Origin of the sequence: Reichenbachiella sp. (assembly GCF_039941815.1) — a bacterium.
Taxonomy (GTDB): domain Bacteria; phylum Bacteroidota; class Bacteroidia; order Cytophagales; family Cyclobacteriaceae; genus Reichenbachiella.
Map to the genome: position 1 here is coordinate 150,370 of NZ_JBDVDW010000026.1, position 13,666 is coordinate 164,035.

A 13,666-nucleotide genomic window follows, 5' to 3' on the forward strand; every position below is an offset into this window, starting at 1 on the left:
GGTACTATGTGCGGAATTGTTGCTTACATAGGTCATCAAGAGGCCTTACCCCTTATCATAAAAGGTTTAAAGAGATTAGAATACAGAGGATATGATAGTACAGGGGTGTCTGTCAACAATGGAGCATTAAGGATATTTAAAAAGGCGGGTAAGGTTTCCGATCTTGAAGATGCTATCAGCGGACAAGTCATCACGGGAACAATAGGAATAGGACATACGCGATGGGCCACTCATGGAGAGCCTAATGACAAAAACGCTCACCCTCATTTCTCAGCGGATGAATCTCTTTCTATCATACATAATGGTATCATAGAAAACTACGACACCATCAAACAGCAGCTTCTTTCAAAAGGCTATTCATTCAAAAGTGATACCGACACCGAAGTCCTCATTACATTCATCGAGGACATAAAAAAACAAAACGGTGGTGATTTAGAAATGGCCGTGCGCTCAGCACTCCACGCCGTAGAAGGTGCCTACGCCATAGTAATATTGAGTAAAGATAATCCCGATCAAATTATCGCTGCCAGAAAAGGCAGCCCAATGGTACTTGGTATTGGTAATGGAGAATATTTCATTGCCTCTGACGCAACTCCCATAATAGAATATACCAACGAAGTGGTCTACTTAAATGATAGCGAAATCGTTGTGGTAAACAGAGACAGCTTCAAAATCACCACCATAGATGATATTGAGCAAACTCCCTATATCCAAAAGGTGGAGTTAAAGCTTGAAGAACTTGAAAAAGGAGGCTATGAACATTTCATGCTCAAAGAAATATTCGAGCAGCCAAACTCTATTGCAGACAGTATGAGAGGGCGGTTGGATGCCACCAATGGCACCCTTACCTTAGGGGGAATCTATGAGTATTCGCAAGCACTGATCAATGCAAGAAGAATCGTAGTACTAGCCTGTGGTACCTCGTGGCACTCAGGCTTGGTAGCCGAATACCTTTTTGAAGAATACTGTCGTATCCCTGTTGAAGTAGAATACGCTTCAGAGTTTAGGTATAGAAATCCTGTCATTTATGAAGGCGATATCGTCATAGCCATCTCTCAATCTGGAGAAACTGCGGACACCCTAGCAGCCATAGAGCTAGCAAAATCGAAAGGCGCTATTATTCTTGGAATAGTAAATGTTGTAGGATCTTCTATTTCTAGAGTCACACATGAAGGAGCCTATTTGCATACCGGACCGGAAATCGGAGTAGCCAGTACTAAAGCCTTTACAGGTCAGCTCTCAGTCCTGACCATGATAGCACTGAGTGTCGCGTACAAAAAAGGCACCATCACACAAACCAGATATAAAGAACTGCTGGTAGAAATGGCGCGGATCCCGGCTAAAATCAAAGAAGTACTAGACAACAACAGTGTAGTAGAAGAAATTGCTGAACGTTTTAAAGACGCTAAGAATTTTATCTACCTGGGTCGAGGATACAATTTTCCAGTAGCACTGGAAGGAGCACTCAAACTCAAGGAGATATCATATATTCATGCTGAGGGATACCCTGCTGCTGAGATGAAACATGGACCTATTGCACTGATAGATGAAGAAATGCCGGTCGTATTCATTGCAACACGTGACAGCTCATATGACAAGGTGGTCTCGAATATTCAAGAAGTGAAAGCCAGAAAGGGTATAGTAATAGCGGTTGTAACCAAGGGAGACTCCCTAATTCCTACCATCGCCGATTATGTTATTGAGGTTCCCCCATGTGAAGAAGCCTTGATGCCAATCGTTTCAGTAATCCCTTTGCAGCTACTGTCCTACCATATAGCCGTGATGCGAGGGTGCAACGTAGATCAACCAAGAAATTTAGCCAAATCCGTAACTGTAGAGTAAACCATGCATAAAATTATAAACACCGAAAACGCCCCTGCTCCAATTGGGCCATATAGCCAATCAACCCTGGCAGGCAATACCTTATATGTGTCAGGGCAAATCGCGATCGTACCAGGTACGGATCAATTGCTGATCGAGGATATTGAAAAAGAAACACACCAAGTGATGAAAAACATGGGTGTCATTCTAAAAGCTGCTGGAGGTGATTACACAAATGTGGTAAAATGCGGGATTTTTGTCAGCGACATGGGAAATTTTGCTAAGATCAATGCGGTCTATGGTGAATATTTTCAATCCAATCCACCTGCAAGAGAAACCGTGGAAGTAAGCTGTCTTCCAAAAAAAGTGAATGTAGAGATTTCCTGTATCGCAGTATTATAATCTAGCCCGAAATATTGATAAATTTGCCATGCCGGATTTTATCCGGCATATTTTTTTGATAAAACTGAGTCCATGAGTAGCGAAGTAAGAGTAAGATTTGCCCCAAGCCCAACAGGTGTACTTCACATCGGGGGAGTCCGTACAGCACTATATAACTATCTATTTGCCAAGAAACACGGCGGCAAGTTCATATTGAGAATAGAAGATACAGACCAGGCTCGATTTGTTGAAGGGGCTGAGCAGTACATCAAAGATGCACTCGCCTGGTGCGGGATTCAAATAGATGAAGGGACAGATGAAGGAGGAGCATATGCTCCATACAAACAATCCGAGAGAAAGGAGCTCTACAAGAAGTATGCTCAGCAGATGATTGATGATGGTACCGCTTATTATGCCTTTGATACTGCCGAAGAGTTAGATGAAATGCGCGAAACCCTGAAAAAGGCAAAGGCGAATTCATTGAACTACAACTCAATTACCAGAAATACAATGAAAAATTCGCTTACACTTTCTCCTGAGGAAGTAAAGGAGCGAATTGACTCTGGCGATCCCTATGTAATCAGAATCAAGGTTCCGGCCAAGGAAGACATCCGACTAAACGATATGATACGTGGATGGGTCAACGTGCATACCTCTACTATGGATGATAAGGTCTTAATGAAGTCGGACGGCATGCCTACCTATCATTTGGCCAATGTAGTCGACGACTATTTAATGAAAATTACCCACGTGATCCGAGGTGAAGAATGGCTACCATCAGCTCCTCTTCATGTACTACTATATAGATTTTTAGGCTGGGAAGACAGCATGCCTAAATTCGCCCATTTGCCGTTGTTATTAAAGCCTGATGGCAATGGTAAACTGAGTAAGAGAGACGCTGCAAAACATGGTTTTCCGATTTTTCCTATGGAATGGAAACTCTCAGAAGAAGATGCCTCTCTAAAAGGTTTCAAGGAAGAAGGATACTTAAATACCGCCTTCGTCAACTTTCTGGCACTATTAGGCTGGAATCCGGGAAATGAAGAAGAAATATTTAGTCTTGATGAATTGGTAGCTGCCTTTTCAATAGAACGGGTAAGCAAAGCCGGAGCCAAATTTGACATAGACAAGGCTGTATGGTTCAACCAGCAGTACATTCGGAAAATGGATTCCTCAGCGCTAGCAAAAATGCTTATAGAACAAACCACCACCGAGAACATCACATGTGACAAGTCTAAAGCCGTAGCTATAGCAGATCTCCTTCAAGAAAGAATTGACTATATACCTGAATTGTTGTCGAAAGGGAGATACTTCTTCGAAGTGCCGGTTTCTTATGTAGAAAAAATCGTCAGGAAAAAGTGGAATGATTCCGCCAGGAATGTATTCAATAGCTTTTCAGAACTACTTGCCAATGGCTCTGATCTAAAAGCAGAAAACTATCAAGCCTTTCTGGAGCAAGCTACTGCGTCCAACGAAGTGAGCGTTGGTGCGGTTATGCAAATACTAAGAGTTGCGCTGACTGGAGAATCAGGTGGGCCAGATTTGATGAAGATCATGGAGGTGCTGGGAACAAAAGCCGTATTGGAACGTATAAAAAATGCAATCACAGCATTTGATCAGACCCCTGAAAATGAGTAAGAACAAAAAGAAAACCAAACCAAAAGTTAATTCTGAATTAGACGGATTTGAAGTCAATATCAACTCTTTTGGTGAAATAAAGTCCACGATGAAAATTGATGAGTTAAATCAATTTTTGAACAAAAACGTCGAAGACAAAAAACTGAAGGATCGAGAAGATTTCGAAGACAAATCTTAAGCGGACTTTCCATACATTAAATCCTATCAACATGAGAAGTCACGAAATTGATTATGAAATCAAGGGTGAGAGCATCCAGATCGTAGAAATTGAGCTGGACCCACAAGAAACTGTTGTGGCAGAAGCTGGAGCCATGTTGTACATGGAAGACGGCATAGCATTTGAGACCAAAATGGGTGACGGCTCGCAGCCCGATCAAGGTTTTCTAGGCAAGTTGATCTCCGCCGGATCGAGGGCACTTACTGGTGAATCTCTGTTTATGACTCACTTCACTAATCAAGGCAGTGGCAAAAAGAAGGCCGCTTTCTCGGCTCCCTATCCTGGTACTGTGATCCCAATAGATCTGCAGCAATCACCTAATCAGGAATTGATAGTTCAAAAAGACGGCTTCTTATGTGCAGCCCTCGGCACCAAAGTGTCTATTACCCTCAATCGGAAATTAGGCTCGGGACTGATAGGTGGCGAAGGGTTTATTCTTCAAAAACTTCAGGGTGATGGTATGGCGTTCGTTCATGCGGGAGGTACGGTTATAGAAAAGGAACTAAACAACGAGACACTAAGAATCGATACCGGATGTGTGGTGGCTTTCGAATCTACATTGGATTTCGATATACAGTCCGCAGGTGGACTCAAGTCAATGATATTTGGTGGAGAGGGCATGTTTCTCGCTACTATGCGAGGAACTGGTAAAGTATGGTTGCAATCTATGCCGATCCGTAAATTGATACAGGCGATCGCCCCTTATGGGAAAAATGCAACCAAGGAGGCCTCATCTATTCTTGGCAACTTATTAGAGTAAACTGTCAGTCTTCCCAATACCCTTTAATGTGAGATCCTCAAATAGCCTTGCGGTATATTCCTTATGGACTAAAAATATCACATATTTGCAGGCATAATTATTAACTCAGAATTCATCGAAAATGACCAAAATTGGTATTCTAAAAGAAGGCAAAATCCCTGTTGATAAAAGAGTTGCTATTACCCCTCACCAAGCCAGTCAAATAAAAGAAAGTTTTAGTGACTTGGAGCTAGTTTGTCAAAAAAGTGAGATTCGATGTTTTTCTGACCAGGACTATATAGAGGAGTCCATTGAAATGGTAGACCATGTCGATGACTGCGACATTATTTTTGGAGTAAAAGAGGTTCCTCTAGGTCAGCTCATACCAGACAAGACTTATTTTTTCTTTTCGCATACAATCAAAAAACAGGACTACAACAGGGAGCTTTTAAATGAAGCACTCGACAAGAACGTTCGTCTTATTGATTACGAAACGCTCACCAGTGCCGATGGTCAAAGAATAATTGCATTTGGCCGATATGCCGGAATTGTAGGTGCGTATAACGGGATATGGTCGTTTGGCAAGAGGTACAACCTCTTCAATATCAGAAGAGCGCACGAATGCTTCGATCTTGCTGATATGCGAACAGAGTACGATAAGGTAAAGCTGCCTGTCATAAAAATAGCAATAACCGGCGGTGGCCGAGTGGCAAAAGGGGCTATGGAAGTGCTTTTGGGATTGGGTGTACGACAGGTGACCCCGGAGCGATATGTCAACGAAGATTTTAATGAACCTGTATTTACACAACTCAACAGCCGTGATTATAACAAACCGGAAGAGGGGAGAGAGTTTTCCAGAGCAGAGTTTTTTGATCATCCTGAACACTTTGAGTCTGACTTTTTTCAATATGCCAAGTGTACAGATCTGCTTATAGCCTGTGCATTTTGGAATCCTGCGGCACCGGTCTTATTTACAAGAGAACAAGCCACCTTGCGTGATTTCAAAATAAAAATTATTGCAGATGTAACCTGTGATATAGAAGGGTCAATACCTTCTACAGTCCGGCCTACAACTATAGATGATCCTGTATTTGACTTTGACGCAACAACAGGTGCAGAAAAGCCCGTCTTTTCTGATGAAGGTAATATTACAGTGATGTCCGTGGATAACCTGCCCTGTGAGTTGCCTAGAAATGCCTCTGAGGACTTTGGTGCCGAACTGATCAAAAATGTACTGCCTTGTCTGCTTGGAGAAGACCCTGACCGTATAATTGAAAGAGCAACCATCACAGATAAGGGTAAACTGACCTCGCATTATGCGTATTTGCAAGATTATGCTGATGGAAAGGAGTAAGAATTGAATAACTAACTGAGAATAATATTCGAAAGTGTGATAACTGATATATCTTTGCAATCCTTCGAACAAAAGGTAATTTATGGCTTGGTTTAATAGAAAAGACAAGGGTATCCAAACGCCCACTACTGCAAAAAAAGAAGCCCCTGATGGCATCTGGTACAAAACTCCTAGCGGAAAAATTGTACATATGCGTGAACTGAGAAACAATTCATATGTGAGTCCGGAAGACGACTACCATGTAAGAATTGGATCTAAAGAATATTTCGAAATTCTATTTGATGACAACAAGTTCGAAGAGCTTGATGCTGACATGAGTTCAGCAGATCCATTGAAATTCGTTGATTCTAAACCCTATCCAGCAAGAATAGAGGCTTCACAAAAAAAGTCTGGTTTAAAGGATGCCGTTCGTAGTGCGGTAGGTAAACTGCATAATCGACCTATCGTGATTGCATGCATGGATTTTGGGTTTATTGGTGGCTCTATGGGTTCTGTAGTAGGTGAGAAAATTGCAAGAGCCATTGATCATTCACTAAAGAATAAAATTCCATTTCTTATGATTTCAAAATCTGGCGGTGCCAGAATGATGGAAGCGGGTTTTTCTCTTATGCAAATGGCGAAAACCTCAGCCAAATTAGCTTTGTTGTCGGAAGCAAAAGTTCCTTACATTTCTTTGCTCACTGACCCAACTACCGGAGGTGTAACCGCATCATATGCGATGCTTGGTGATTTCAACATAGCTGAGCCAGGTGCACTGATCGGTTTTGCAGGACCTCGAATAATTAGAGAAACAATTGGAAAAGATTTACCCAAAGGTTTCCAAAGCGCTGAATTCGTGCTTGATCACGGCTTTTTGGATTTCATAGTTGATCGTAGAAGCTTAAAAAAGAAACTCGATACGCTACTTCAGCTTCTAGAAAATTAGAAGCGTAAAGGCAAACAAAAAGGGGCTCAAATTTACATTTGAGCCCCTTTTTGTTTTTCGATGAAATCAGTTTCGTACCTCTACTGTCTCGGCTTCTACTGATGGGTCATTGCTGTCCTCTTCCATCTCTTCGTGAAAGAATGTCTTCTGAAAGATCAGTATGGTAAATACGCCAAGAAAAATTGATGCGTCAGCCACATTGAAAACAGGCCAAAGGGACATGTATTTTCCACCCATAAAAGGAATCCAGTCTGGTATATGCCCTTCCCATATATCAACATAAAACATATCTACTACCTGCCCATAAAACCAAGGTGTAGGAGAACCAATGGGCGCATTGTCTAAAAAGACTCCGTAAAAAGTACTATCTATCACGTTGCCAATGGCTCCACCAAGAATCATGGCTATACAAATGAGCATTCCTTTATGTACACCTCTATTGACCAGAGTATACAAGTAGTACCCTATACCGACCATGGCCACCAAACGAAAAAGTGTAAGGAAAAGCTTTCCGTATTCTGTGCCGAGCTTCATTCCAAATGCCATCCCTGGATTAGTCAGATAATATAATTTGAAAAAGTCTCCGACCACATGTATCTGTCCGGGCATCCCCATGTCCATATTGAAATGTACAAGTAGCTTAACTACCTGATCTAATAAAATCACCCCAAGGCTCAATAAATAATATTTGTAGTACTTCACGCTTATCAATTCTAATTTAATACATTCAACTTCACCTCCACCTCAAACGCATCCATTTCCAGCTTCTCTCCTCCTTGAATTGAAGTAACGAGTACCAGCTCATTTGCTTGCGTTTCCTGACAAATATAGTCTCTAAATGATTCGATCGATGCCTTTACAAAATCATCATCGCTTTTCAACTGGACTGCAATCTTGTCTTGCACTTCTAATCCACTATCCTTTCTCAGGTTTTGAATTCGATTCACCAAATCCCTTGCAATTCCTTCATGCTTTAGGTCATCAGAAAGCTGTATATCAAGAGCTACTGTAAGTCCATTCTCACTTGCTACCAACCATCCCGGAATATCCTGTGAGGAAATTTCCACATCCTCCAAGGTCAGCGTAATCTTTTGATCACCTAAATCAAGTAAAAAATTATTTTCTCGTTCCAATTCAGAAATATCTTCCTTAGAGAAAGATGTAATTTTCTGCGAAATATCTTTCATCCGCGAGCCATGCTCTTTACCCAATTTTCTAAAATTAGGTTTAATCGATTTTACCAGAATACCAGAAGTATCGTCAATAAATTCTATTGCCTTCACATTGACCTCGCTCAGAATCAATTCTTCCACAGCCATCACATGAGCTTTAGTATCCTTATTGAGGACAGGAATCATAATTCTGGAAAGCGGCTGTCTTACCTTCAACTTTTCCTTTTTTCTCAGAGAATGTACTAGTGAGGAAATTTTTTGAGCCATTTCCATTCTGATCTCCAAGGCTGCATCGATCAATCCAGCATCCGCTTTAGGATAGTTCGAAAGATGCACGGAATCATGGTTTTCATGCCCAGATACAGCATTCAGATCACAGTAGAGCCTGTCCATGTAAAATGGCGCTATTGGTGAAGCCAATTTGGCTATAGTCTTCAAGCAGGTATACAATGCCTGGTATGCAGCCATCTTATCCTCATTATAATCTCCTTTCCAAAAACGTTTTCTATTGAGTCGGACATACCAGTTGCTCATGTCATCGATCACAAAATCCTGTATCAATCGAGCTGCTTTAGTAGGTTCGTACTCATTGTAGGCCTCGTCCACCTGATTGATCAGTGTATTGAGTTTACTAATTATCCATCGATCACTTTCCGTTCTTTTACCCTGATCTACTTCGCTTTCGCTATAGCTGAAATTGTCCAAATTAGCATACAGTGAGAAAAATGAATAGGTATTGTAAAGGGTGCCAAAAAACCTCCTTTGTACCTCAGCCACACCTTCAATATCAAATTTGAGATTGTCCCAAGGGTTGGCATTAGATATCATGTACCACCTGGTGGCATCAGGCCCATATTTTTTCAAGGTCTCAAATGGATTGACAGCGTTGCCCAAACGTTTAGACATTTTATTGCCTTTCTTATCCAGCACCAGCCCATTTGCTATTACATTTTTGAAGGAGACCTGATCAAAAAGCATCACAGCAATGGCATGCAAAGTGAAAAACCAGCCTCTGGTCTGATCTACCCCTTCCGCAATAAAATCTGCCGGATATACATCGTTAAGTCCTCCATCGGCCTGAGACGCAGCTTTTGGGTCGTCGCCCATAAAATGAAATTGGGCATACGGCATTGCACCGGAGTCAAACCATACATCTATCAAATCTGGCTCTCTGGTCATCCTTTTGCCAGAATCACTCACCAAAAATATATCGTCAACATACGGACGATGAAGGTCGAAATCTTCACTCAGTTCAGTTTCCATAAAACCAGCAGCTACTGATTTTTTCACTTCTTCTTCCAGCTCTGCGATAGACCCAATACATTTTTGCTCTTGACGATCTTCGGTCACCCAAATAGGTAAAGGTGTGCCCCAATACCTGGATCGGCTCAAATTCCAGTCCACAAGGTTTTCTAGCCAATTGCCAAACCGTCCACTTCCTGTCGAGGCGGGCTTCCAATTGATAGTATTATTTAATTCTACCAGACGATCCTTATAGGCCGTAGTCTTGATAAACCAGGAATCCAATGGATAGTACAATACGGGCTTGTCAGTTCTCCAGCAATGCGGATAACTGTGCTCATATTTTTCGACTTTGAATGCTCTATTGGTCTCCTTGAGATGGATGGCAATCAGGACATCAGTAGGTTTAAAGTCTGGTGCCGCACGCTCTTGATCAGAGTAATACTCTTCCTTTACATACTTCCCAGCAAAGTCGGTAACCTCATTGATAAATCGTCCTTGCTTATCTACAAGTGGAATATCATCTCCTTTTTCATCCTTGGCTACAACTGGCGGTACACCTGCTGCCTTCGAAACAAAATAATCGTCCGCCCCGAACAAAGCTGCAGCATGCACGATTCCCGTACCATCCTCTGTCGTTACATAATCACCTGGGATCACCTTGAAAGCATCAGCTTCCAACTCAGTATTTGTAACATATGGAAACAGCTGTTCATATCTGACATCCAGTAGATCTGCACCCACATATTCCGACTCTATTTGCCATGGGATGAGTTTGTCACCCTCTTTGTAATCTTCCAGACTAATATCTTTGGACTTATCGGAAAAGTGCTTGCCGACCAGATCCTTAGCCAAAATCACGGCTATGGGTTGAAATGTATATTGATTGAAGGTTCGAACTTTGACATACTTAATCTTTTTGCCAACCACCAGAGCACCGTTTGAAGGCAACGTCCATGGTGTAGTGGTCCAGGCTAGGAAAAACACTTCCTCATCCTTCGAGAATAGTTTATTCGAAACCTCATTTTTTTTGACTTTGAACTGCGCCACAACCGAGGTGTCCTTGACATCTCTATATGTTCCAGGCTGATTGAGTTCATGAGAACTAAGTCCTGTCCCTGCGGCAGGAGAAAAAGGCTGAACTGTGTATCCTTTATACAATAACCCCTTATCGTGAAATTTCTTGAGTAGGTGCCAAAGGCTTTCGATATACTCCTTTTCGAAGGTAATATAAGGGTCATCAAGGTCTACCCAATACCCCATCTTCTCAGTCAGATCATCCCATTGGTCTTTGAATTTCATGACTGCCTCTCGGCATTTTGCATTGTACTCTTCGACCGTAATTTTCTTCCCTATGTCTTCTTTCGTGATTCCAAGCTCCTTCTCTACTTGTAGCTCAACCGGAAGTCCATGGGTATCCCATCCACCTTTTCTTTTTACCTGAAAGCCTTTTAAGGTTTTGTATCTGCAAAAAATATCCTTTACTGCTCGAGCCATCACATGATGAATGCCCGGAGTACCATTGGCAGAAGGTGGTCCCTCGTAAAACACGAAAGTCTCGGCGCCTTCTCTTTCATCTATTGACTTTTGAAAAATGTTGTTGTTTTTCCAATAACCCAATACCTCATCTGCCACTTCGGCATAGTTGATATTCTTATACTCTTTATAACTCAATTTCTTAATTTCTAATTCTTACAAAAGTCTTCTATACGGGGTCAATCGTTGTCCTTATCAGCCACTTCGATCATATCGATATCAATTTCCTCATCTTCGAATTCATCATAGAATTCGGGATATTTTTCAATGAGAGGATGGTTTTCTCTACTGCTACTTCCGGTATCAAATCTCAACAACAAGGCCGGCAATACGATCAAGTTGGTGAGCATGGCCATAAGTAGTGTGGTGGATGTCAAAGCACCAAGAGCAACTGTACCTCCAAATTCAGATGCTGCAAATATGACAAACCCGAAGAATAAAATAATCGAAGTATAAATCATGCTTGCGCCAGTTTCTCTTAAGCTTTTACTTACTGCCAATGGCACAAAAAAGTTGTTGGCAAACAGCTCTTGTCTATACTTAGCGAGAAAGTGAATGGAGTCATCTACGGATATACCAAACGCTATGCTGAATATCAGTGCTGTACTTGGTTTGAGCGGAATCCCCGCAAATCCCATCATACCGCCGGTGATCATCAATGGAATAATATTAGGTATCAGACACAATATGATCATCTTGAAATTCTTGAATAACAAGGCCATAATAAAGGCAATGATTACGAATGCAATGATCATACTGGTAATTAGGTTGTCGATCAAAAACCTATTTCCTTTGATAAAGAGCAGTGTTGTGCCTGTAATAGTCACGTTCATCTTAGTACTTCCAAAGATCTCATCAATTTGTGGTTGGATGACTTGATTCACAAGTGAATCTAGCTTGTTGGAGCCAATGTCCGCAATTTTTAATGATACCCGTATTTTCTGCCCAGTTGAATCAACAAATGCCTTAGATATGCCTTGCTGATCAGATTCCTTTTTAAGGTATCTGAATATGAAATTTTTGTCTCTGTTATTAGGCAGTGAATACTTCGACGGGTTGTCATTATAGAACGCCTGCCTTGTAGCCTTTATAAAACTCACCACAGAAAGCGGCTGGGACACATCGTCTAGTGAATTGAGAAATGTTTCAAATTCATCTATCTTTTTAAGGTTTTTAAGGCTTTGTACTCCCTTTTTAGTCCCGGTATCAATGATGATTTCGAGCGGCATGACTCCGGCAAAATTGTCTTCAAAGAATTTTAAATCTTGCTTTACCTGACTTTCCTCTGGTAAATCATCGACCATGTAGGATCGGGCTTCGATTTTCGTGATGCCATAGGCAGATAAACCAACAATGATAGTAGCTCCTGCAAAAATGTAATACTTATGTCTATGCACGAGCAGATCCAAACCGGTAAGCACTTTGTCCAGCGGGGCGAATTTGAGATGTCTAAGATGACGACTCGATGGTGGTTTGAGATATGAAAACACTGCTGGAATCATGATAAGACTCACTACAAAAGTGGCCAGAATATTTACCCCCGCAATGATTCCAAATTCCCTAAGAACTACAATATCTGTAAAGGCCAAGACGAGAAACCCTACCGCAGTAGTGAAATTGGTGATTAGTGTAACAATCCCAATTTTTCGAATGATACGTTCGAGTGCTTTTCTTTGGTCACCATGTAGGAAATACTCCTGATGGTACTTGTTGAGCATGTATACCGCATTGGGGATGCCGATCACTACTATAATGGGTGGAATCAGTCCGGTGAGTAAGGTGATTTGAAAATCAAAAAGAGCTAATGTCCCCATGACCCACACTACGATCATACCTATAATGACAAGAGCTACTATGACCACTTTAAATGATCTGAAAAACAAGAAAAGTATAAAGCCGGTAACCATCACCGAGAAGATCAGAAACATATTGAGTTCCTTCTTGATTTTTACGGTATTGATATATCGCACAAAAGGCAGGCCGGCATACCTCAGATTTATTCCAGTATGTTCTTTGAATTGCTCAGTTACCTGTAAGACATCGCCCACTACAGTGTTACGCGCCTTAGAGTTCATCACTTCGTTTTCTATAGTGACAAGCACCATATTGGCTCCATTCTCCGAGTTAATGAGTTGGCCGCTATAAAATTTTAGACTTAGGCAATAGGCAATGAGGCTATCGAGTTTGGCTTGACTCTGTGGCACTTCATCAAAGACATTTACAAGTTCAAATCGTTTTTCCTCTTTGTCTCTGACCAGTCTTTTCAAGCTAGGGATACTCAATACATCTTTTACATATTTAATATTTTCAAGCTCATCAGTCATGTATTTGAGCATACGAAAGTTATCTTCTTCGAAAACTGAACTGTCCTTAATTCCTATCGCAAGGATGTTTCCGTCTTCCCCAAATTCCTTTTTGAAATTTTTGAAATAGATCATCTCTGGATCCGTATTCGGGACAATATTGGCGAGACTAAAGGACCACTGGACGAATTGCGCTTTATAGGCCATAAAGCCTGTAATGCCAAAGAGCGTCAGGATCAGTATGAGCCTGTACTTAAGAATTATCTGAGAAAGTTTATACCACATGAGTAAAAATGAATCTGCAAAGGTAAGGATTTTTACTATTTATATAAGGCGTG

Annotated in this window: 10 protein-coding genes; 7 read left to right on the forward strand and 3 right to left on the reverse strand. The window is 41.4% G+C overall.

Annotated features, from left to right (window positions below):
- Positions 1-6 precede the first annotated feature (6 nt).
- The 7 genes from glmS to accD all read left to right on the forward strand — a co-directional run bounded on the left by glmS (position 7) and on the right by accD (position 7,075).
- Positions 7-1,842: a glutamine--fructose-6-phosphate transaminase (isomerizing) gene (glmS, locus tag ABJF11_RS05320; RefSeq protein WP_348118594.1), complete on the forward strand. Its 1,836-nt coding sequence runs from the start codon at positions 7-9 to the stop codon at positions 1,840-1,842.
- A 3-nt stretch (positions 1,843-1,845) separates the two neighbouring features.
- Positions 1,846-2,223: a RidA family protein gene (locus ABJF11_RS05325; protein WP_348118596.1), complete on the forward strand. Its 378-nt coding sequence runs from the start codon at positions 1,846-1,848 to the stop codon at positions 2,221-2,223.
- Positions 2,224-2,295: 72 nt separating this feature from the next.
- Entirely contained in the window at positions 2,296-3,840 is a 1,545-nt protein-coding gene (gene gltX, locus ABJF11_RS05330) for a glutamate--tRNA ligase (RefSeq protein WP_348118597.1), read from the forward strand.
- Positions 3,833-4,018, forward strand: a complete 186-nt coding sequence (locus tag ABJF11_RS05335; RefSeq protein WP_348118598.1) for a hypothetical protein — start codon at positions 3,833-3,835, stop codon at positions 4,016-4,018. Before gltX ends, ABJF11_RS05335 begins: the two co-directional genes overlap by 8 nt.
- Positions 4,019-4,049: 31 nt before the next feature.
- Positions 4,050-4,817, forward strand: a complete 768-nt coding sequence (locus ABJF11_RS05340; protein WP_348118599.1) for a TIGR00266 family protein — start codon at positions 4,050-4,052, stop codon at positions 4,815-4,817.
- 121 nt (positions 4,818-4,938) lie between these two features.
- Positions 4,939-6,150, forward strand: a complete 1,212-nt coding sequence (locus ABJF11_RS05345) for an NAD(P)-dependent oxidoreductase (protein WP_348118600.1) — start codon at positions 4,939-4,941, stop codon at positions 6,148-6,150.
- Positions 6,151-6,232: 82 nt separating this feature from the next.
- Positions 6,233-7,075 carry an acetyl-CoA carboxylase, carboxyltransferase subunit beta gene (gene accD / locus ABJF11_RS05350; RefSeq protein ID WP_348118601.1) on the forward strand — a complete coding sequence of 281 codons (843 nt, stop codon included), beginning with the start codon at positions 6,233-6,235 and terminating at the stop codon, positions 7,073-7,075.
- Between the two features lie 66 nt (positions 7,076-7,141).
- Here the strand turns inward: accD and ABJF11_RS05355 are convergent, their stop codons facing one another.
- From ABJF11_RS05355 to ABJF11_RS05365, 3 genes are read right to left on the reverse strand one after another with little or no spacing between them, the layout of a single operon-like run.
- Positions 7,142-7,777, reverse strand: a complete 636-nt coding sequence (locus ABJF11_RS05355; RefSeq protein WP_348118603.1) for a lipoprotein signal peptidase — start codon at positions 7,775-7,777, stop codon at positions 7,142-7,144.
- Between the two features lie 11 nt (positions 7,778-7,788).
- Complete coding sequence (ileS, locus tag ABJF11_RS05360) at positions 7,789-11,163, reverse strand: isoleucine--tRNA ligase (protein ID WP_348118604.1); 3,375 nt, start codon at positions 11,161-11,163, stop codon at positions 7,789-7,791.
- A 41-nt stretch (positions 11,164-11,204) separates the two neighbouring features.
- Positions 11,205-13,613: an MMPL family transporter gene (locus ABJF11_RS05365; RefSeq protein ID WP_348118605.1), complete on the reverse strand. Its 2,409-nt coding sequence runs from the start codon at positions 13,611-13,613 to the stop codon at positions 11,205-11,207.
- Positions 13,614-13,666: the final 53 nt, after the last annotated feature.